Source organism: Brevundimonas sp., from assembly GCF_044336875.1.
GTDB lineage: Bacteria > Pseudomonadota > Alphaproteobacteria > Caulobacterales > Caulobacteraceae > Brevundimonas.
In genome coordinates, this window is record NZ_JBIIOP010000006.1 from 1 (window position 1) to 19810 (window position 19810).

The following is a 19810-nucleotide window of genomic DNA, read 5'->3' on the forward strand; positions in this document are numbered from 1 at the left end:
ATCACCCTGACCCCCCCCCGGGGGGGGGGGGGCCCGCGGAGGGGGTGGGGGGCCCCCACCGCAGACACCGGCGATGGGGCCGGCCCCCTCAGTCAGCTTCGCTGACAGCTCCCCCAATGGGGGAGCAATGGATCAGACGCGTTCGATGACGGTGGCGGTGCCCATGCCGCCGCCGATGCACAGGGTGACCAGGGCGGTCGACTTGTTCGAGCGTTCCAGCTCGTCCAGGGCGATGCCGGTGATCATGGCGCCGGTGGCGCCCAGGGGGTGACCCATGGAGATGCCGCCGCCGTTCACATTCATCTTGGCGTGGTCGATGTTCAGGGCCTGCATGTAGCGCAGCACGACGGCGGCGAAGGCCTCGTTCAGCTCCCACAGGTCGATGTCGTCGGGCGTCATGCCCAGCTTGCCCAGCAGTTTGCGGGTCACATATTCCGGACCGGTCAGCATGATCGACGGCTCAGAACCGATCGACGCGCCGCCCAGGATCTTGGCGCGCGGCTTCAGGCCCAGGGCCTTGCCGGCCTCCAGCGACCCGATCAGGACGCCGGCCGAACCGTCGACGATGCCGGACGAGTTGCCGGGGGTGTGGACGTGGTTGACCCGCTCGACCTCGGGGTAGCGCTGGTTGATCACGCTGTCGAAGGCAAGCTCGCCCAGCATGGCGAAGGAGGGGTTCAGGCCGCCCAGGGCCTGCATGTCCGTGTTCGGACGAATGGTTTCGTCATGATCGAGGATGGTCAGGCCCAGCTGGTCCTTGACGCCGATGACGGAGTTCTTGAACCGGCCCTCGGCCCAGGCCTTGGCGGCGCGCTTGTGGCTCTCGACCGAATAGGCGTCCACGTCGTCGCGGCTGAAGCCGTATTTGGTGGCGATCATGTCCGCCGACACGCCCTGGGGCACGAAATAGGTCGGGAAGGCCGCCGCCGGATCGGTCGGCCAGGCGCCCATGTCCGAGCCCATGGGCACGCGGCTCATGACCTCGACGCCGCCGCCGACGGCGAAATCGGCCTCGCCGGACTTCACCTTGGCCGTGGCGATGTTCACGGCTTCCAGGCCCGAGGCGCAGAAGCGGTTGATCTGGACGCCCGCCGTGTCCTGCGACCAGCCGGCCGAGAGGACCGCCGTGCGGGCGATGTCGGCGCCGAGCTCGCCCACGGGGGTGACGCAGCCCAGGATGACGTCGTCGACCTTGGAGGTGTCCAGGTCGTTGCGGTCGCGCAGGGCCTCCAGAACCTGGGTGGCCAGGCTCAGGCCGGTGATCTCGTGCAGAGACCCGTCCTTCTTGCCCTTGCCGCGCGGGGTGCGGACGGCGTCGTAGATATAGGCGTCAGCCATGGGAGTCGGTCTCCAATAAGGACGGTTCCAAGCGTGGAGGCCAAGAACCCTACGTTTACGTCAACGTCAAGTAATAAGCCGTGTGACCGGGCGCCAGACCGCCCGGTCATTCCGTCGCGTGGCAGACCGCCTCGACATTGAACCCGTCGGGATCGAACACGAAGGCGGCGTAATAGTTCGGCCCGTATCGGGCGCGCAGGCCGGGCGGGCCGTTGTCGCGACCGCCGACGCCCAGGGCGGCGGCGTGGAAGGCGTCGACGGCGGCGCGGCTGTCGGCGCGGAAGGCGACATGATTGCCCTCGCCCGGTCTTTCGTTGTCGGCGATGACGAAGTCGGGTTCGCCGTCCACGCCGAACATCACCGCCGTCCCGCCGGAGCTGTTGTCCTCGGGCGGAATGACGGCGACGACCGCGTAACCCAGCGGCGCGAGCGCCGTTTCATAGAAGGTCCGGGACCGGGCGATGTCGCGGACGGCGAGGCCGATATGGTCGAGCATGGGGCGTTCCTCCGGCTCTGGAGAACGCCCCATCTCATGTTCGGTGGCGCCGTGCGGCGATCAGTTCTGGGGAATCCGGCTCGCGCCGCCGGTGATCCGGCAGGCGTGGTCGCGGGCGGGAAATCCGCTCTGCGTCCCCGTGGCGATCAATATGCCCTGCCGGGCCGTGCACTCCGCCTCGAGGCGGTTCAACTCGGCGCCATAGGTATTGGTCTTGTCGGTCGCGCCGGTCGCACAGGCGGCGAGGGCGAGCGACGCCATGGCCAGAATGAAGAAACGCAAAACAGTCTCCTGATGCAAGGACGACGACAGATCGTCTCAGGCCCCCCGGCGTCCTCAGCTTACTGCGCGACCGCCAACCTGACCAGCTTGCCGTTCGCCTCGTCGGTGATGGCCCAGACGGCGCCGTCCGACCCGATCGCCACGTCTCGGACCCGTTCGCCCAGATCGGTCAGCAACCGCTCCTCGCCGACCACGCGGTCGTTCTCGATCACCAGGCGGGCGATGTGTTTCTCCTTCAGTCCGGCGACCAGCAGATCGCCGTCCCAGCCGGGGAACATGGCGCCCTGGTAGAAGGTCGCCCCGCCCGGCGCGATGACCGGATCCCAGTAATAGACAGGCTGTTCCGTGCCGTCCTTCCGGGTGGCGCCGCTGTTGATCTGGCCGCCCGCATATTCGACGCCGTAGGCCGCGTCGGGCCAGCCGTAGTTGGCGCCGGCCTTGTCCAGATTGACCTCGTCGCCGCCGCGCGTGCCGTGTTCGATGGTCCAGATCGCGCCCGTGCCCGGCTGGACGGCGACGCCCTGGACGTTGCGGTGGCCCAGGCTCCAGATCTCGGGCAGGGCGCCGGGGCGGCCGACGAAGGGATTGTCCTGCGGGACCGTGCCGTCGGCGTTGATGCGGATGGTCTTGCCCATATGAGAAGACAGATCCTGGGCCTGGGGCCGCATCGGTCTGTCGGAGCGTTCGCCCAGGGTGATGAACAGCTTGCCGTCCGGGGCGAAGGCCAGGGACGATCCGAAATGCTTGTCGCCGTCATAGACGGGCAGGGCGCGGAAGATGACCTGGACGGCCTCGACCCGCGTCCCGTCGTCGGACAGGCGGGCGCGCGCGACCGAGGTGGCGTTGCCGCCGTCACGCGGTTCCGCATAGCTCCAGTAGATCATCCGGTCCTGGGCGAAGCCCGGCCCTGTGATCACGTCCAGCAGGCCGCCCTGGCCGCGCGCATCGACGGCGGGCAGGCCCTGGATCGGTTCGCCGACCTGGCCCTGGGCCGAGACGATCCGCATCCGGCCCGGCTTTTCCGTCACCAGCCAGCGACCGTCCGGCAGGGCCGCCAGGCCCCACGGATGCTCCAGTCCCGAGGCGACGACCGTATGGGTCAGGGCCTGTGCGGTCCTGACGCCCGGCGCGCGGGTCTGACCAGGGAAGGCCGGCTGCTGTTCGGGATTGTTGGCGGGACGGGTCTCCAGCGGCGCGCCGGTCTGGTCCTGGCTCTGGCCCTGGGCGGGGGCGCTTTCTCCACTGGCCCCGCAGGCGGCGGCGAGGACGAGAAGGGAGGTCGAGGCGGCGGCGGCGAACAAACGCATGATGACAAGCTCGGGCAGGGGAACGGGCGGCGCGGAAACGCAGGCTTCCCGGTTACCGTTCCGGTTCGCGCCCGTCTTGCGCCCAATCGCCGCACAATGAGGCGAGACACGACTTGAACCGCAGGCCCGACGGCGATATAGGCACGCCTCTTCGCGCTGGACCTCGGTCGCGCGAGTGCCCGGGACTGGGTAGCTCAGATGGTTAGAGCGGTGGATTCATAACCCACAGGTCGGCGGTTCGATCCCGCCTCCAGTCACCACCTTCCTCTTCGCCCCGGCCGTGCTAAGCCGACGCCATGGCCAAGATCCTCTCCTTCAAGATGCTGCATTCGGGCTGGTCGACCTTTCGTCAGGCGACCATCGAACTGGATGACGGAACCCAGGTCGTGCGCGAGATCGAGGATCACGGCGTGGCGGCGGCCGTCCTGCCCTATGATCCGGAGCGGCGCACGGCCCTGCTGGTGCGCCAGCTGAGAAACGGCGTCCTGTTGTCCGGCGCGCCGGATCCGCGTCTGCTGGAGGCGCCCGCCGGCCTGATCGACCCGGGCGAGGACGCCGAGACGGCCGCACGACGCGAGGCGATGGAGGAGGTCGGCGCCGCACTGACCGAACTGGAGCTGGTCGGGAATCCCTTCTCCATGCCGGGCGTCTCGACGGAACGGCTGGCCCTGTTCGTCGGCGCCTATTCGCAGGCGGCCCGCACCGGCGCGGGCGGCGGCCTGGCCAGCGAGTACGAGAATATCGAGGTGGTCGAACTGTCGCTGGCCGAACTGGCGCGGATGGCGGACTCCGGCGAGCTTACGGATCTGAAGACCCTGGCCCTGGTCCTGCACCTGCGGCTGAAGCGCCCCGATCTGTTCGGCGCGGCGACCTCACGCGGGCGACCGGCGTTCGCGCAACCCGGCGCCGCCTGCGGCGTTCTTCGGCCGACGATCAACAGACCGGAGAAACGCCGTGACCATCCGTACGAAGGCCCTGCTGGCCGCGACCGCCGCCCTCGCCCTGGGCGCCGCCGCCTGCACCCAGTCCGAGCAGGACAAGGCCGAAGTCCATGCCGAAGCCGCCGCCGACCGGACCGGCGAGGTCGCCGCCCAGGCGGGCGAGGTGATCGAGTCCGGCGCGATGAAGGCGGCCCAGGCGGTCGAGACCGGCGCCGGCAAGGCCGCCAACGAACTGGAAGAGAACCAGGCCGAGGCCGCCGCCCAGGGCAAGCCGGGCGCCGTCGATCCGGCGACCGACGAGCGGGTTCCCGACAGGCATTAGACCCTTGGTTCAGGCGGCGGGCGTGCTCGGCGCGCCTTCCGCCAGGACGGCGTCGATCAGGGCGTGGGCCTCGGGACTGTTCCAGTCCGCCTCGCCCGAGAAGGTCGCGCGGATATTGCCCCGGCGGTCCAGCAGTATGGTCTGGGGCATCTTGCCCTTGCCCGGAAACTCGAACGGCAGCTGGAACTTGACGTCGGTATAGAGCGGCAGGGGCTCGTGGACGTCGATGAAGCTCTTGGCGTCGGCCTGGGCGTCGGCCGAGGCGTCGACATTGATCGGCAGGACGATCAGATCCTCGTTGGTCTGATAATGCCGGGCCAGGGCCGCCAGGGTCGGCATTTCGGTGCGGCAGGGCGCGCACCACATGGCCCACAGATTGACCAGGACCACCTTGCCCTGGAAGGTCGAGAACCGCACCGCCGTGCCGGTCCGGTCGCGGAAGACATGATTGGGCGCACGGGTCAGCGCGACCGGCGTATCCAGCGCGGCCAGGGGGCCGACGGCGAACCGGGCCAGATCGCTTTCTTCGACGGGGGCCGACGAGGGTTGCGCGTTCTGGCGATGATTGGCGTATAGCGAAATCGCCATTCCGCCGGCGCCGGCGATGGTGCTGATCGCCACGACCGCGCCGACGACCGCCCAGATCGCCTTTCTCGAGCCCTTCATGACAGACGCCGCCTCCGATATCGCCCAGACCAATGCTTCTAAGGCCCCGGCGAAGCCTGCGGGTCAAGACATGTGGGGCGGTCGCTTCTCGTCCAAGCCGGCCGAGATCATGCAGGCGATCAACGTCTCCATCGGCGTGGACAAACGTTTGTGGGCCCAGGATCTGGCCGGATCGCGGGCCCATTGCCGCATGCTGGCCAAGCAGGGGATCGTCGCCCAGGCCGACGCCGAGGCCATTCTGGGCGGGCTGGATGCGATCGAGGCCGAGATCCTGGACGGGACCTTCCCCTTCCGCGACCAGTTCGAGGACATCCACATGAATGTGGAGGCGCGCCTCAATGAGTTGATCGGCGAGCCCTCGGGCCGGCTGCATACGGCGCGCAGCCGCAACGACCAGGTGGCGGTCGACTTCCGCCTGTGGGTCCGCGACGCCGCCGATCGCAGCGTGGCCCAGCTGAAGGCGCTGCAGGCGGCCCTGCTGGACCGGGCGGAACAGCACGCCGGCGACCTGATGCCCGGCTTCACCCATCTGCAGACGGCCCAGCCGGTGACCCTGGGTCACCATCTGATGGCCTATGTCGAGATGTTCGGCCGCGACGCCGGCCGGTTCGCCGACGCCCGCGCCCGGATGAACGAAAGCCCGCTGGGCGCGGCGGCCCTGGCCGGTTCGCCCTTCCCCATCGACCGCCATATGACTGCGGCGGAACTGGGCTTCGACCGGCCGATGGCGAACTCGCTGGACGCCGTGTCGGATCGCGACTTCGCCCTGGAGAGCCTGGCCGCCGCCTCGATCACGGCGGGCCACCTGTCGCGGCTGGCGGAAGAGATCGTGGTCTGGATGACGCCGATGTTCGGCTTTGCGACCCTGCCCGACGACCTGACGACCGGCTCGTCGATCATGCCGCAGAAGCGCAATCCCGACGCCGCCGAACTGGTGCGGGCCAAGACCGGCCGGATCATGGGCTCGCTGGTCGCCCTGTCGACGGTGATGAAGGGCCTGCCCCTGGCCTATTCCAAGGACATGCAGGAGGACAAGCCGCCGGTGTTCGAGGCCTTCGACGCCCTGGACCTGGCCCTGGTCGCCATGACGGCCATGGTCTCGGCCCTGCAGCCGAACACAGAGCGGATGGCGGCGGCGGCCGGCGCCGGCTTCTCGACCGCCACGGATCTGGCCGACTGGCTGGTGCGCGAACTGAACCTGCCCTTCCGCAAGGCGCACCATGTGACCGGGGCGGCGGTGAAACGGGCCGAGAGCCTGGGCGTGGACCTGTCGCAACTTCCGCTGGAAGAAATGCAGAAACTGGAGCCGGGGATCACCGAAGCGGTTTACAAGGTCCTCACCGCCAAGGCTTCGTGCGAAAGCCGCCAGAGCTTCGGCGGCACCGCGCCGGAACAGGTCCGCGCGCGTATCGCCGACTGGAGGCAGCGCCTGTGAAAGCCCTTGGGAAAAAGACCCTGATCGTCGCGGGCGCGCTCGCCCTTCTGACCTCGGCCTGCGGCCGCATGGCCGACCTGGAATCGCCGGTGCGAGAGACCGAGCGGGCGCCGCGCGGCAGCCGCGCCCCCGGCCTGCCCGAACCGGCCACCATCAACCGCCCGTCCAGCAGCATCCCGATCGACGGCGGCCCCTCCAATCCCATCGGCGGCACGGCCGCCCAGAACGATCCCCGCTAGGCCGCCTTGCACCATTTCGACCTGAAGGACGGCGCCCTCCATGCCGAGGGCGTGCCGCTGGAATTGATCGCCGACGAGGTGGGCACGCCCGTCTATGTCTATTCGACCGCGACGCTGAAGCGGCATTACGGCCTGCTGCGCACGGCCGCCGACGCCCACCGCGACGCCCTGGGCGAGGCCCTGATCGCCTTTGCGGTCAAGGCCAACTCCAATCTGTCGGTCCTGGCCACCCTGGCCAAGCTGGGGTCGGGCGCGGACACGGTGTCGGAAGGCGAGATCCGCCGGGCCCTGGCGGCGGGAATTCCGGCCGACCGGATCATCTTCTCCGGCGTGGGCAAGACCGATATCGAGATGGCCTTCGCCATCAGCGTCGGCGTGCGACAGATCAATATCGAATCCGGCGCCGAACTGGACCGGCTGATCGAGGTCGCGGCCCTGATGGACGCCTCGCCGGCCGTGGCCGTGCGGGTCAATCCGAACGTCGGCGCCGGCGGCCACGCCAAGATCACCACCGGCGGCAAGGGCGACAAGTTCGGCGTGCCGGTCGAGGAGGCGATGGAGCTCTACGCCCGCGCCTCGGCCTCGCCCCATGTGACCCCCGTGGGCCTGGCCTGCCATATCGGCAGCCAGATCACCGACCTGACCCCGCTGGAATCCGCCTTCAGGGTGCTGGTCGGCATGACCCGCGACCTGCGCAGCCAGGGTCACGCTGTGACGCGTCTGGATCTGGGCGGCGGTCTGGGCGTGCCCTACTCCGGCGGGACCGAACCGCCGTCGCCGGCCGAATACGTCGCCATGGCGGCGCGGGTGCTGGACGGTCTGGACGTCGAGGCCGCCTTCGAGCCGGGCCGTCTGCTGGCCGCCAACGCCGGGGTGCTGCTCAGCCAGGTGATCCAGGTCAACGAACGGTCCGACGGGCGCCGCTTCCTGGTGCTGGACGCGGCCATGAACGACCTGATGCGTCCGGCCCTCTACGACGCCTTTCACGACATCCAGCCGGTCAATCCGCGCGGCGGGGACCTGCTGCCGCATGACGTGGTCGGACCGGTGTGCGAGACCGGCGACACCTTCGCCCGCGACCGCGACCTGGCGCCCCTGGAGGCCGAGGATCTGGTCGTCTTCACCGGCGCCGGCGCCTATGGGGCGGTGATGGCCAGCGAATACAACTCTCGTCCCCTGGTCCCCGAGGTCCTGGTCGACGGCGACCAGTGGGCGGTGATCCGGCCGCGTCCCACCTATGAGGAGATGCTGGATCGGGAGCCCTTCGCCGACTGGCTGTGACGAATTCGGCTCGACCGTTATAAAGTAACACGCTATAGGGCCGCTCATGTCGCCCGTCCCCGAACAGTCCGTGATGCTTTCCCTGCTGGGGGGCGGCTTCGTCGCCGCCTTCCTGCACGCGGCCCTGCCGACCCACTGGCTGCCCTTCACCCTGGTCGGGCGGGCGCAGGGCTGGCGGGCGCCCAGGGTGCTGACGGCGGTCGTGGCGGCCGGTCTGGCCCATATCGCCACGACGGCGGTGGTCGGCGGCCTGATCGTGGCGGCGGGTCTGGCGCTGGACCAGTGGATCGAGGGTCTGCTGCCCCATCTGGCGGCGGTGCTGCTGTTCCTGTTCGGCGCCTTCTATCTGGCGCGCGCCACGCTGAAACGGCCGGCGACGGCGGGCGGGCCAGCGATGGATGTCGCCGATCCGGCCGTGTCGGACAAGACGGCCTTCCTGGGCCTGGTGGCCATGATGGCCGTGTCGCCGGGCGAGGTGCTGCTGCCCATCTATCTGTCCTCGGCGTCCGAGGGTTTCGCCGCCCTGGCCCTGCTGACCCTGGTCTTTGCGGTCGGCACCATCGCCGGCATGGCGGTGTTCACGGCCCTGGCCAGCGCCGGCGCCTCCATCCTGCGGCTGGAGCGGTGGGCGCGCTATGAAGGGGCGGTGCTGGGCGTGGCCCTGATCGGCCTGGGGCTGATCGTCGCCATGCACCAGCACTGACGCCCGTGTCGGCGAATATTATACGATAACATTCAAGGCGTTATCATGTAGCGGCTTGGCCGTTCCTCGAAAGGGCGTATAGCCGAACCCCATGAGCGCCTCGCACGATCACGCCCACGACCACCACGATCATGGCCACCATCATGATCACGGCCAGGGTCATTCGCATGGGCATCATCACGGTCACGGCCATCATGGCCACGCCCACGGTCCGGTGGACACCGGCGACTGGCGCTACGCCGTCGGCCTGGTCGTCAATCTGGCCTTCGTCGCCTGCGAGTTCGGCGCCGGCCTGATCGCAGATTCCACCGCGCTGCTGGCCGACGCGGGGCATAATCTTTCGGACGTGCTGGGTCTGGCCATGGCCGGAGGCGCGGCCTGGCTGGCGCGGCGCGGGGCGCACGGCGCGGCGGGCGGCCGTCGCACCTACGGCTTCGGCAAGGCGACGGTGCTGGCGGCCCTGGGCAACGCCCTGCTGCTGATCTTCGCCTGCGGCGCCATCGCCTTCGAGGCCGTGCGCCGCTTCGCCGAGCCCGCCCCGGTCGGGTCGGGCCTGATCATGGCGGTGGCAGGGATCGGCTTCGTCATCAACCTGGGCACGGCCCTGCTGTTCATGAAGTCCCAGCACGACCTGAACGCCCGGGGCGCCTATCTGCACATGATGGCCGACGCCGGGGTGTCGCTGGGCGTGGTCCTGGCGGGCGGCCTGATCATGATGACCGGCTGGTCGCTGGTCGATCCGATCGTCAGTCTGGTGATCGTCGCCGTCATCCTGTGGTCGACCTGGGGCCTGCTGAAGGACTCGGTCAATCTGGCCATGGACGGCGCCCCGGCCGAGGTGGATGTGGCGGGGCTGGAGGTTGCGCTGACGGGGCTGCCCGGCGTCCGGGCGGTGCACGATCTGCACGTCTGGGCCCTGTCCACGACCGAGACGGCCCTGACCGCCCATCTGGTCCACGACCGCGAGGACGGCGCGGCCCTGCTGATGGAGGCTCAGGCCGTGGCCAAGCGCCATTCCATCGGCCACACGACGCTTCAGCTGGAGAGCGAACCCCTGCCGGATTGCCCGGGCTGTTGAGAGTGGCGCATCTCTCTTTATCACGTCGTCATCCTGGGCCCTGCGCCTAGGATCCATACGCCCGGTGCATGATTTGGAAGACCGGCGTCGCCGTTCTTCTTCGCGCGGGTAGGTCCGCGTCTCTGGATCCTAGGCCCAAGGCCTAGGATGACGGACGACTAAGAGATCAGGCGCGCTCGAACGTCAGGGGCGCGCCCCAGAACTGGGCCACCATCTCCGACTGCGGTCCGGCGGCGCCGGTGGTCAGGAAGTCGCGGCGGCCGCTGTCGCCCAGTTCGTATTCCGGGTGTGCCGCGAAATAGCGTTCCAGGGCGTCGGCGACGGCGGTCGGCTGGTTGATCAGCACCGTGCCGGCCGGCAGGGCCTGAGCGAACAGTTCGGCGACGATCTCGTAGTGGGTGCAGCCCAGAATGGCCTTGTCCGGATGACGGCCGATGCGACGGCGCAGGGCGTCGACATGGTCGTCGACCACCACCTTCAGCTCCTCCGGCGGGGCGCCCAGTTCGATCAGGCCCGCCAGACCGGGGCAGGGCTCGCTGAAGACGGCGATGTCCTCGCGGCGCTTGTCGATCTCGATCTCATAGACGCGGCTGATGGCGGTGGCGGCGGTGCAGAAGACGCCGGTGACAGCAATGGCCTCGACTTTTTCCCCTTCCACCGGGCGCTCGGCCTCGAAGCTCCAGGGCTTGCCGGTGGCGGCCTCAATGGTCGGGACGATGATGCCCAGAATATTGACCGGACGGCCCAGGCGTTCGCGCAGGCCGGGCAGCCAGGTCTGCTGCAGGCGACGCAGGGCGATGGCGCTGGCGGTGTTGCAGCCCAGGACGACCAGGGAGGCGCCGGCCTCGAACAGGCGCTCGCACCCGGCCTTGGTCAGTTCGACGATATCCTCGCCGCCGCGCCCGCCATAGGGGGCGTGGGCCTGGTCGGCCAGATAGATGAAGTCGCGTTGCGGAAAGCGCCGCGTCAGTTCGCGGTGGACGGTCAGGCCGCCCACGCCGGAGTCGAAAACACCAATGGCCATGACCGGGCTTTAGAACAGTGCGACGACGCATCCAACAGAGATTACGGCTCCGTCAGGTGACGATCCTGTTTCGGGGGCCTAAGTGTATATCCGACATGATTTTCCTACGGAGCATTCCATGCACAGACGCCAGCTTCTCATCGCGGGCGGCAGCCTGATGGCCCTTTCCGCCTGCGCTACGACGGGGGCCTCGACCGGCGGGACCGCCACGGGCGGCGCCGCCCCGATGGACATCGCCGAAGAGGCCCGTCTGGCCCGCGCCGTCTTCCCGGCCGCCACGCCCAAGGCCGAACTGCTGCAGCCCTGGACCGGCTCGTATGACGGCACCCCGCCGTTCGACAAGGTGACCCCGGCCAAGCTGCGCGAGGCCATGCTGGAAGGCATCGAGCTGCAGCGCGCCGACATCGCCGCCATCGCGAACAATCCGGAAGCCCCGACCTTCGCCAACACCATGGCGGCGCTGGAACTGGCCGGCGAGCCGCTGGACCGCGCGTCGAACATCTATGGCGTGATGACCTCCAACATCGGCGGCGAGGCCTATGACGCCGTCGACACCGAACTGTCGCCGATCCTGTCGGCCGCCTCGGACGAGATCACCTTCAACGAAGCCCTGTTCCAGCGCATCAAGACCGTCGCCGACACCGCCGATGCGGCCGGCCTGAGCGCCCAGCAGAAGCGTCTGGCCGAGCGTCGCCGCGACGCCTTCGTCCGTTCGGGCGCCAATCTGGACGCCGCCGGCAAGGCCGAACTGGGCCGGATCAACACCGCCCTGTCCAACGCCTTCACCCGCTTCGGCCAGAAGGTGGTGGCCGACGAGAACAGCTGGACCCTGATCGCCGCCGAAGCCGGCCTGGCCGGTCTGCCGGCCTCGAATAAAGCCGCTGCGGCCGGCGCCGCGCGCAGCCGCAACCTGCAGGGCTGGGCCATCCTGAACACCCGTTCGGCTGTGGATCCGTTCCTGACCTTCGCCGACGACCGGGCCCTGCGCGAGCAGGTCTGGAAGAAGTTCGTCAATCGCGGCGACAACGGCGACGCCAACGACACCAATTCGACCATCGCCGAGATCGTGAAGCTGCGCGATCAACGGGCGAAACTGCTGGGCTATCGCAACCACGCCGAACTGCGGATGCAGGACACCATGGCCAAGACGGCGTCCAACGCCCAGGCCCTGATGGACCGCGTCTGGGCCCCGGCCAAGGCCCGCGTCGCCGAGGAGGTCGCCGATATGAAGGCGATCGCCGGTTTCGACATCGAGCCGTGGGACTACCTCTATTTCGCCGAGAAGGTCCGCAAGGCCAAGTACGACCTCGATCAGAACCAGTTGAAGCCCTATTTCGAGCTGAACGCCGTCCGCGCCGGCTCCTTCGCCATGGCCGAACGCCTGTACGGCTTCACCTTCAAGAAGCTGCCGAAGGGGACGATCACCACCTTCGAGCCCGACGTCGAGGTCTATGAGGTCCACGACAAGACCAAGGGCCGCCAGATCGGCCTCTATTACACCGACGACTACGCCCGTCCGGGCAAGCGTTCGGGCGCCTGGATGACCACCTACCGGTCCTTCTCGACCCTGGACGGCTCCAAGATCATCCTGGGCTCGAACAACAACAACTTCACCAAGCCCGAGCCGGGCGAGCCGGTGCTGATCTCGCTGGACGACGCCGAGACCCTGTTCCACGAGTTCGGCCACACCCTGCACTACTTCTCGTCGGTGGTGACCTATCCGTCCTACGGCAACACGCCGCGCGACTTCGTCGAATATCCGTCGCAGGTGCACGAACACTGGGTGCTGAGCCGGCCGATCCTGGACGGCTATCTGAAGCACTATCAGACGGGCGCGGCCATGCCGGCCGAACTGGTCGCCAAGATCGAGGCGTCCAACACCTTCAACCAGGGCTATGCGACCGTCAGCTATCTGTCGTCGGCCATCGTCGACATGGATCTGCACACCCAGGCCGTGCCGCCGACCGACATCGACGCCTTCGAGCGCGAGAGCCTGGCTCGGATCGGCATGCCCAAGGAGATCGTGATGCGGCACCGCCTGCCGCAGTTCAATCACCTGTTCACGAGCGACGCCTATTCGGCCGGCTACTACTCCTACCTCTGGTCGGAGACGATGGACGCCGACACCTGGGCCTATTTCGAGGAGTCGGGCGACGTCTTCAATCCGGACATCGCCGGTCGCTTCAAGTCGATCATGCTGGCGCCGGGCAACACCACGGACCGGGCCGAGGCCTATCGCGCCTTCCGCGGTCGCGACCCGGATGTGGCGGCCCTGCTGAAGGTTCGGGGCTTCCCGGTCTCCTAAGAGGGGTTGAGGCTCGAGAGCTTCATCTGACAGACGGCCGGCGGAGCGATCCGTCGGCCGTTTCGTTTGACGACGATCTGCCCTAAGTCTGGCGCAGCAATCGCCGTGAGATCGCCCATGACTGTCGTCGCCTCCTACGTCTATGCCGACGGCCGCCGCGTGCGCGAGGCGACGCTGACGGACGAAGGGCTGAAGCTGGGGCGGGGCGAGTTCGTCTGGATCGGCCTGTACGAACCGACCGACGCCGAGTTCGACATCCTGGTGAAGCGATTCAAGCTGCACCCCCTGGCGGTCGAGGACGCCCTGTCCGCGCACCAGATGCCCAAGGTCGAGGTCTATGGCCACGAACTGTTCGTCGCCGCCCGCACCGCCGAGAAGATCGACGACCATATCAGCTACGGCGAGACCCATATCTTCATCGGCGACGACCACGCCATCAGCATCCGCCACGGCTCGGCCCGGTCGCACAAGGCGCTGCGGACCCAGCTGGAAGCCTCGCCCGAGCAACTGGCCGCCGGGCCGGACTTCGTGCTGCACGGGGTGCTGGACTTTATCGTCGACGCCTATGTGCCGATCGTCGATCATTCCGAGGACGCGGTGCTGGAGATCGAACAGAGGGCGCTGGAGGCCTTCCTGTCGCGCCACGAGATCAAGCGCCTGTTCACCCTGCGGCGTGAACTGCTGAAGTTCCGCCGCATCCTGGGGCCGATGGAGGAGGTGGCGGGCAAGCTGCAGTCGCTGGACCTGCCCTGTATCGACCCGAATGTCCGCCCCTATTTCCGCGACGTCGGCGACCATGTGCGGCGGGTCAACAGCCGGTTGAACGGGCTGACGGAAATCCTGTCCTCGGTGTTCGAAGTGGCCAATCTGCTGGAGCAGCAGAGGCAGGGCGTGATCACCCGCAAACTGGCGTCCTGGGCCGCGCTGCTGGCTGTGCCCACCGCCATCGCCGGCATCTACGGCATGAATTTCGAATTCATGCCGGAGCTGCATTGGCGCTACGGCTACGCCTATGTGCTGGGCCTGATCGCGGTGGTCTGCGCGGGTCTGTATGTGACCTTCAAGCGCACCAAATGGCTGTAGGCCGGCGAAGGACGAGCGCCCTTCGCCGGACCCGAGATCAGCTCTGGACGTACAGGCCGACGACCTGGGCGACCTGACGGGCGCCGCGCGGGGCGCGGGCGTAGTCGATCTGACGCGAACGCGGCAGTTGCTGCATCACTTCGGCCTGAACCGCGGCGCGGCAGGCCTGGCGGTTGATGATGCGGCTGCCCGGTGCGGCGTAGTTGCGGCACAGGTCGGCGGCGGCCTGGTCGATGCGGGTGTCGAGTGCGGCGGCGCCGGCGGCCGAGGACAGGTCCAGGTCCCTGAAGGCGATCCGGGCTTCCTGAGCCATGGCGGGGGCAGCGACGGACGCGGACAGGGCGGCGACGGCGAAGAGAACGCGGGGGAGAACCTTCATCACTTTGCTCCTGGTGTGAAACATAATCGCTCGAGGCGGCGACGAAGGCGCAATAGACGTGTTGTGCGACAGGGGCGTGAGGGTTCGACCGCTGATCCGAGACAGGCGGATTAAATCTCCGTTAGAGTTGTGTCTCGGATTAGCCGCTGTTGCGCAGTCCCGCCGCCACGCCATTGATGGCCAGCAGTATGCCTTCGCGGACGCGCGGGTCCTCGTCCCCGGCGCGACGGCGGCGGATCAGCTCGATCTGGACGTGGTTCAGCGGCTCGACATAGGGCATCCGCAGGCGGATCAGTCGGTCCAGCTCCGGCTGGCCGCCCAGCAGGGCGTCATGGCCGGTGATGGCCAGGATGGCGTCGTGGGTGCGCTGCCACTCGTCGCGGATCTCGCCGTAGATGCGGGCCGCCAGCGACGGATCGGGCACCAGGGTCGAATAGCGGCGGGCGATGGTCATGTCCGACTTGGCCATGACCATTTCCATGTTCTGGACCAGGGTGCGGAAGAAGGGCCAGGCCTCGGCCATGCCCTTCAACTCGGCCATGTCCTTGCCCTGGACCGCCGAGCCGAAGCCGAACCAGCCGGGCAGCATGACCCGGCTCTGCGACCAACTGAACACCCAGGGAATGGCGCGCAGATCCTCGATCCGGGTCGAGGCGGTCCGCGACGACGGGCGCGAGCCGATCTTCAGATCGGCGATCTCGGCGATGGGGGTGGCGGCGCGATAATAGTCGACGAAGCCCTCGGTCTCGTAGACCAGCCGGCGATAGGCGGCCATCGACCGGGCCGACAGGTCCGACAGGGTGGCGCCGTGTTCGGCGGTGAAGGCCTGGTCCTTGCCCTTGCCGAGCGAGGCCAGAACGGCGCCGCAGGTCAGGGCGTCGAGGTTGCGGTGGGCGATCTCGGGCTCGCCGTATTTGTTGGCGATGACCTCGCCCTGTTCGGTGGTGCGGATCCGGCCCTGGACCGTGCCCTCGGGCTGGGCCAGGACGCCGGCGAAGGACGAGCCGCCGCCGCGCCCGACCGTGCCGCCGCGACCGTGGAACAGCTGCAGCTTCAGCCCGGCCTTTTGCGTCACCTCGACCAGGGCGCGCGAGGCCTCGTGCAGCTCCCAGCCCGAGGTCAGATAGGAGCCGTCCTTGTTGGAGTCGGAATAGCCGATCATCACCTCCTGCACGCCGCGCGCCTGGGCCACGGTCAGGGCCGAGGGTTCCTGCAGCAGGCGTTCGAGCGTCGGGCGGGCGGCGCGCAGATCCTCGATGGTCTCGAACAGGGGGGCGGCCTGGATCGGGCAGGCGGCCGGATCCTCGGGGCGATAGAGGCCGACCTCCTTCAGCAGCAGATAGACCTCCAGCAGGTCCGAGGCCGCGTCGGTCTTGGAGACGATATGGGTGCGGATGGCCTGGGGGCCGAAGGCGGCCAGGGCGGCGGCGGCGGCCTGGAGGATGCCGCGCTCCTTCAAGGTCTCGTCGGCGTAGTCGGCATAGGGGCTGAACAGCAGCCGGCCCGAGGCCAGTTCGGCGGCCAGCACCTTCAGCCGGCCTTCCTCGTCCAGGGCGCTGTAGTCGGGGCAGACGCCCGCGACCTTCAGCAAGTCGCCGACGACCCGTTCGTGGACGTCGGAGTTCTGGCGCAGGTCCAGGGTGGCCATGTGGAAGCCGAAGATCTCGACCGCCGTGATCAGGTCGCCCAGCCGGTCGTCGACGAAGACGCCGCCGTGGTGGGAGACCAGACTGTCGTGCAGGATCTTCAGATCGGCCTCGAAGGCGTCGGGGCCGGGATAGGGGGCGGCCTCGACGGCGGCGCGGCGCGGCGGAGGCGTGCCGCCCAGTTTTTCGTAGGTGGCGGCGAGGCGGGCGTAGACCCCGGTCAGGGCGCGGCGATAGGGCTCGTCCGCCCGGTGCGGCGACGGGTCGTGGGCGGCGTCGGCCAAGGCCGCCAGTTCCGGCGAGACCTGGGCCAGTTCGGCGGCGAGGCTGAGCTCGGCGCCCAGGGCGTGGGTCTCGTCCAGATAATAGGCCAGGACGGCGCGCGACTGGGTGCGGAAGGCGGCGGTCAGGACCGAACCGTCGACGTTCGGATTGCCGTCGCGGTCGCCGCCGACCCAGGTGCCGACGCGCATGAAGGGCTGCAGGTCCGGCGCCTCCAGCAGGCGGCGCCAGGCCGACAGCTGTTTCGGCGCGACCCGCAGGAAGATGCGGTCGAGGAAGGAGACGACAGTGTCGATCTCGTCCTGCACCACCAGCCCCTGGGTGCGGACCAGGCGCGTGGCCCACAGGATCAGGATCTGGCGACGCAGCGGGGCGTCGAGCAGGGCGGGGGAACAGGCGTCGCCGGCCCGGTCGCAGGCGTCCAGAATTTCAGAGATGGCGGCGATCCGGTCGATGACGCTCTTGCGCCGCACCTCGGACGGGTGGGCGGTCAGGACCGGCGAGATCAGGGCCTCGTCCAGCAGGGCGCGAACGGCGGCCTTGTCGATCTTCTGTTCCGCGAGACGCTGAAGGGCGCCTTCGGGGGTGTCGGGGCGGGCGCCGGCCTCGGCCTGGTCCTGGGCGCGCCTGCGGGTGGCCCGGTCCTCGGCGATATTGGCCAGCAGGGAGAACAGGGCGAAGCCGTGGGCCAGACCCGCCGCCTGATCGACCGACATGGCGGTCAGCAGCTTCTCCAGTCGTTTGGCCGGATGGGAGGCGGGGTCGCGGTGATAGGCGATGGAGGCCTGACGCACCGCCTCGACATGGTCGAACAGCTCCTGCCCGCCCTCGTCGCGGATCACGTCTCCCAGCAGTCCGCCGAGCAGGCGGACCTCTTCGCGCAGGGCGTCGTCGGCGACCGGGTTCATCATGTGGAACGTCCTGAAGCTTGGCGGGAGAAATCGCATCTGGAACGGTCGAAACGCCCCGCGTCAACGCACGATCCGTGACAGCCGCCGATAGGGACGGTGGCGGGTGGAGCGCCAGGGGTGATGAGTGCTAGTGCTAGTGAGTCGAAAGGCGTGGGCGCTGCTGGCCGTCTCGAACGACTCACCAGCACCAGCACTCCTCACCGACCCGAGATCATGGTGAATCCGCGTTAGGCTTTCTTAACCGGCTCGGCGCCACAATGGGGGTGAAGGATTCCGCCCCGTGCCCATGTTCGCCAAACGCCAGTCCGCTCTCGCCGCCACCGCAGGCTCCGCGCCTTCGGCGCGCGGCAAGCCGAGCCTGAAGCCCGTCGTCGCCGCGCTGAAGAAGCCGCCGGTCATTGCGGGCCTGGCCGGTCTGTTCCTGCTGTCGACCAGCGCCCTGTTCCTGACGGTGCTGGGCGATCCGCGCGCCGGCACCCCCTCGGCCCGCATCGCCCTGCATAGGGAAGAGGCCGCGCCAGCGCCGGCGCCGACCGGGTTCGAGGCCTTCTCCATGGGAGCGATGGGCCTATATCAGGACCTGACCGGAACCGGCGATCCGTCCGGGGCGGCGGGCGGCGAGGCCGTCATCACCCTGCCGGACGGGGCGACCGTCGCCGGCGGCGCCAACTACACCGCCCCGGTCCACGTCGCCTCGCCCCTGACCAAGGCGCCGATCGCCGGCCTGTCCCAGCCCGGACCCAGCGGCCCCCTGCCGATCATCGCCCCGGACGGCCGCGTTCCGGCCCAGGCCTATGCCCGGCCGTTCCGCTCGAACGGCAAGCCGCGCGTGGCCCTGATCGTCGGCGGCCTGGGCCTGAACGCCGTGACCACCCGCGCGGCCATTGAACGGTTGCCGCCGGAAGTGACTCTCAGCTTCGTGCCCTATGCCGACAATCTGCAGTCCTGGATCGACCAGGCCCGCGCCCAAGGCCACGAGGTCATGCTGGAAATGCCGATGGAGCCGAGCGGCTATCCCGACAATGATCCCGGCCCCTACACCCTGCTGGTCAACGGCGGGCCCGACGACGTCAACGCCAAGCTGGACTGGCTGCTGGGCCGGGCGACCGGCTATTTCGGCGTGACCAACTATCTGGGGGACCGGTTCGCGACGTCCGACGTCGGCATGGGCGCCTTCCTGACGGCGCTGCGCCAGCGCGGCGTGGCCTTCCTCGACGACGGTTCGTTCCAGCGCCGCCCCGGCGCCTGGGCCAGGGCCAGCGCCGACAAGGTCATCGACCAGACCCAGTCGCCCGCCGCCATCATCGCCGCCTTGAACAGTCTGGAGGCCCAGGCCAAGCTGCGCGGCTCGGCCCTGGGGACCGGCTTCTCCTATCCGGTGACGGTCGAGGCCGCCGCCCGCTGGACCGCCGGTCTGGAGCAGCGCGGCCTGCAGCTGGCGCCCGCTTCGGCCATGACCCAGCGTCCGGGACGGTGACGGGATTGGGGTGAAGAGTGCTAGTGCTAGTGAGCGCTGACATAGATCCGCCCCATCCTTGCTCACCAGCACCAGCACGCTTCACTGACGCCCCACCGCCATGACCGACCTGACCCTCTATCGCCCCAACGTCGGGGTCGTGCTGTTCAATCGCGACGGCCTGGTCTGGTACGGCCAGCGCCACGCCACGCCCGGCCCGCATAACTGGCAGTTCCCGCAGGGGGGCGTCGACGAGGGCGAGGATTTGGCGGCCGCCGCCCTGCGCGAGCTGAAGGAGGAGACCGGCGTGACCTCGGTCGAATTCCTGGCCCGGACCGAGGACTGGATCCTGTACGACTTCCCGCCCGAGGCGATGAACAACGCCAAGGCCTGGCGCGGCTTCGTCGGCCAGAAGCAGCAGTGGTTCGCTTTCCGCTTCACCGGCGACGAGGCCGAGATCGATCTGGGCGCCGACGACGAGATCGAGTTCGACGCCTGGCGCTGGGGGCCGCTGACGGACGCCTGCGACCTGATCGTGCCGTTCAAACGGCCGGCCTACGAGCGGGTGGTCGCCGCCTTCGCGCACCTGGCGGCATAGAAAAAGGGCGGCGCGAACGCCGCCCTTTCCGGTCGTCT

The 19810-nt window shown here is 68.7% G+C and carries 18 protein-coding genes, 1 tRNA gene and 1 pseudogene; 12 read left to right on the top strand and 8 right to left on the bottom strand.

Annotation, left to right across the window (positions count from 1 at the left end; genetic code table 11):
- Positions 1–132: 132 nt before the first annotated feature.
- The 4 genes from ACIQ1T_RS09325 to ACIQ1T_RS09340 form a co-directional block, all read right to left on the bottom strand.
- A complete protein-coding gene (locus ACIQ1T_RS09325) occupies positions 133–1338 on the bottom strand; it encodes an acetyl-CoA C-acetyltransferase (protein ID WP_395944271.1) in 1206 nt (401 codons plus the stop codon).
- 106 nt (positions 1339–1444) lie between these two features.
- On the bottom strand, positions 1445–1834 hold the full coding sequence (locus tag ACIQ1T_RS09330) for a VOC family protein (RefSeq protein ID WP_395944272.1): 390 nt from the start codon (positions 1832–1834) through the stop codon (positions 1445–1447).
- Positions 1835–1894: 60 nt separating this feature from the next.
- Complete coding sequence (locus ACIQ1T_RS09335) at positions 1895–2116, bottom strand: hypothetical protein (protein WP_395944273.1); 222 nt, start codon at positions 2114–2116, stop codon at positions 1895–1897.
- Positions 2117–2175: 59 nt separating this feature from the next.
- Positions 2176–3423 carry a PQQ-dependent sugar dehydrogenase gene (locus ACIQ1T_RS09340; RefSeq protein ID WP_395944274.1) on the bottom strand — a complete coding sequence of 416 codons (1248 nt, stop codon included), beginning with the start codon at positions 3421–3423 and terminating at the stop codon, positions 2176–2178.
- Between the two features lie 183 nt (positions 3424–3606).
- Between ACIQ1T_RS09340 and ACIQ1T_RS09345 the strand changes: the two genes are divergently transcribed.
- The 3 genes and pseudogenes from ACIQ1T_RS09345 (at position 3607) to ACIQ1T_RS09355 (ending at position 4686) form a co-directional block, all read left to right on the top strand.
- A tRNA-Met gene (locus ACIQ1T_RS09345) sits at positions 3607–3683 on the top strand.
- A 60-nt stretch (positions 3684–3743) separates the two neighbouring features.
- Positions 3744–4202, top strand: a pseudogene (locus ACIQ1T_RS09350) (NUDIX domain-containing protein); the annotation flags it as partial.
- A gap of 175 nt (positions 4203–4377) precedes the next feature.
- A complete protein-coding gene (locus tag ACIQ1T_RS09355) occupies positions 4378–4686 on the top strand; it encodes a hypothetical protein (RefSeq protein ID WP_395944275.1) in 309 nt (102 codons plus the stop codon).
- Positions 4687–4695: 9 nt separating this feature from the next.
- Here the strand turns inward: ACIQ1T_RS09355 and ACIQ1T_RS09360 are convergent, their stop codons facing one another.
- Positions 4696–5352, bottom strand: coding sequence for a TlpA family protein disulfide reductase (locus tag ACIQ1T_RS09360; protein ID WP_395944276.1), 657 nt, complete (start codon positions 5350–5352; stop codon positions 4696–4698).
- Between ACIQ1T_RS09360 and argH the strand changes: the two genes are divergently transcribed.
- From argH to ACIQ1T_RS09385, 5 genes are all read left to right on the top strand, one after another.
- Entirely contained in the window at positions 5351–6787 is a 1437-nt protein-coding gene (gene argH, locus ACIQ1T_RS09365; protein ID WP_395944277.1) for an argininosuccinate lyase, read from the top strand. The two genes, ACIQ1T_RS09360 and argH, sit on opposite strands and share 2 nt — an antisense overlap.
- Positions 6784–7026, top strand: a complete 243-nt coding sequence (locus ACIQ1T_RS09370; RefSeq protein WP_395944278.1) for a hypothetical protein — start codon at positions 6784–6786, stop codon at positions 7024–7026. The genes argH and ACIQ1T_RS09370 overlap by 4 nt, the downstream gene beginning before the upstream one ends.
- Positions 7027–7032: 6 nt before the next feature.
- Positions 7033–8307 (top strand): diaminopimelate decarboxylase, encoded by a 1275-nt coding sequence (gene lysA, locus ACIQ1T_RS09375; protein ID WP_395944280.1) that lies wholly within the window; start codon positions 7033–7035, stop codon positions 8305–8307.
- A 73-nt stretch (positions 8308–8380) separates the two neighbouring features.
- Entirely contained in the window at positions 8381–9010 is a 630-nt protein-coding gene (locus ACIQ1T_RS09380; protein ID WP_395944281.1) for a hypothetical protein, read from the top strand.
- Positions 9011–9101: 91 nt separating this feature from the next.
- Positions 9102–10088 carry a cation diffusion facilitator family transporter gene (locus ACIQ1T_RS09385; protein WP_395944282.1) on the top strand — a complete coding sequence of 329 codons (987 nt, stop codon included), beginning with the start codon at positions 9102–9104 and terminating at the stop codon, positions 10086–10088.
- A 166-nt stretch (positions 10089–10254) separates the two neighbouring features.
- On the opposite strand, the gene ACIQ1T_RS09390 is transcribed toward ACIQ1T_RS09385, so the two are convergent.
- Positions 10255–11112, bottom strand: a complete 858-nt coding sequence (locus ACIQ1T_RS09390) for a glutamate racemase (RefSeq protein ID WP_395944283.1) — start codon at positions 11110–11112, stop codon at positions 10255–10257.
- Positions 11113–11230: 118 nt separating this feature from the next.
- Here ACIQ1T_RS09390 and ACIQ1T_RS09395 point away from each other — a divergent pair, with 118 nt between their 5' ends.
- Both ACIQ1T_RS09395 and ACIQ1T_RS09400 read left to right on the top strand, forming a co-directional pair.
- On the top strand, positions 11231–13417 hold the full coding sequence (locus ACIQ1T_RS09395) for a M3 family metallopeptidase (RefSeq protein ID WP_395944284.1): 2187 nt from the start codon (positions 11231–11233) through the stop codon (positions 13415–13417).
- Between the two features lie 117 nt (positions 13418–13534).
- The gene (locus tag ACIQ1T_RS09400) at positions 13535–14500 is read left to right on the top strand and encodes a magnesium and cobalt transport protein CorA (RefSeq protein WP_395944285.1); all 966 of its coding nucleotides are present in this window, start codon (positions 13535–13537) and stop codon (positions 14498–14500) included.
- Positions 14501–14537: 37 nt separating this feature from the next.
- Here ACIQ1T_RS09400 and ACIQ1T_RS09405 read toward each other — a convergent pair whose 3' ends face one another.
- Together ACIQ1T_RS09405 and ppc are read right to left on the bottom strand one after the other, a co-directional pair.
- Positions 14538–14879 carry a UrcA family protein gene (locus ACIQ1T_RS09405; RefSeq protein WP_395944286.1) on the bottom strand — a complete coding sequence of 114 codons (342 nt, stop codon included), beginning with the start codon at positions 14877–14879 and terminating at the stop codon, positions 14538–14540.
- Between the two features lie 139 nt (positions 14880–15018).
- Positions 15019–17718 (bottom strand): phosphoenolpyruvate carboxylase, encoded by a 2700-nt coding sequence (ppc, locus tag ACIQ1T_RS09410; RefSeq protein ID WP_395944287.1) that lies wholly within the window; start codon positions 17716–17718, stop codon positions 15019–15021.
- Positions 17719–18004: 286 nt separating this feature from the next.
- On the opposite strand from ppc, the gene ACIQ1T_RS09415 reads away from it, so the two are divergent.
- Positions 18005–19195 (top strand): divergent polysaccharide deacetylase family protein, encoded by a 1191-nt coding sequence (locus tag ACIQ1T_RS09415; protein WP_395944456.1) that lies wholly within the window; start codon positions 18005–18007, stop codon positions 19193–19195.
- Positions 19196–19295: 100 nt separating this feature from the next.
- The gene (locus tag ACIQ1T_RS09420; protein ID WP_395944288.1) at positions 19296–19772 is read left to right on the top strand and encodes an RNA pyrophosphohydrolase; all 477 of its coding nucleotides are present in this window, start codon (positions 19296–19298) and stop codon (positions 19770–19772) included.
- Positions 19773–19810: the final 38 nt, after the last annotated feature.

Coding starts and splice junctions, on each gene's coding strand:
- ACIQ1T_RS09380 (WP_395944281.1), top strand. CDS start 8,381: ATGCTTTCCCTGCTGGGGGGCGGCTTCGTCGCCGCCTTCCTGCACGCG.
- ACIQ1T_RS09360 (WP_395944276.1), bottom strand. CDS start 5,352: ATGAAGGGCTCGAGAAAGGCGATCTGGGCGGTCGTCGGCGCGGTCGTG.
- ACIQ1T_RS09330 (WP_395944272.1), bottom strand. CDS start 1,834: ATGCTCGACCATATCGGCCTCGCCGTCCGCGACATCGCCCGGTCCCGG.
- ACIQ1T_RS09340 (WP_395944274.1), bottom strand. CDS start 3,423: ATGCGTTTGTTCGCCGCCGCCGCCTCGACCTCCCTTCTCGTCCTCGCC.
- ACIQ1T_RS09325 (WP_395944271.1), bottom strand. CDS start 1,338: ATGGCTGACGCCTATATCTACGACGCCGTCCGCACCCCGCGCGGCAAG.
- ACIQ1T_RS09415 (WP_395944456.1), top strand. CDS start 18,005: ATGTTCGCCAAACGCCAGTCCGCTCTCGCCGCCACCGCAGGCTCCGCG.
- ACIQ1T_RS09420 (WP_395944288.1), top strand. CDS start 19,296: ATGACCGACCTGACCCTCTATCGCCCCAACGTCGGGGTCGTGCTGTTC.
- argH (WP_395944277.1), top strand. CDS start 5,351: ATGACAGACGCCGCCTCCGATATCGCCCAGACCAATGCTTCTAAGGCC.
- ACIQ1T_RS09405 (WP_395944286.1), bottom strand. CDS start 14,879: ATGAAGGTTCTCCCCCGCGTTCTCTTCGCCGTCGCCGCCCTGTCCGCG.
- ACIQ1T_RS09400 (WP_395944285.1), top strand. CDS start 13,535: ATGACTGTCGTCGCCTCCTACGTCTATGCCGACGGCCGCCGCGTGCGC.
- ACIQ1T_RS09390 (WP_395944283.1), bottom strand. CDS start 11,112: ATGGCCATTGGTGTTTTCGACTCCGGCGTGGGCGGCCTGACCGTCCAC.
- ppc (WP_395944287.1), bottom strand. CDS start 17,718: ATGATGAACCCGGTCGCCGACGACGCCCTGCGCGAAGAGGTCCGCCTG.
- ACIQ1T_RS09395 (WP_395944284.1), top strand. CDS start 11,231: ATGCACAGACGCCAGCTTCTCATCGCGGGCGGCAGCCTGATGGCCCTT.
- ACIQ1T_RS09385 (WP_395944282.1), top strand. CDS start 9,102: ATGAGCGCCTCGCACGATCACGCCCACGACCACCACGATCATGGCCAC.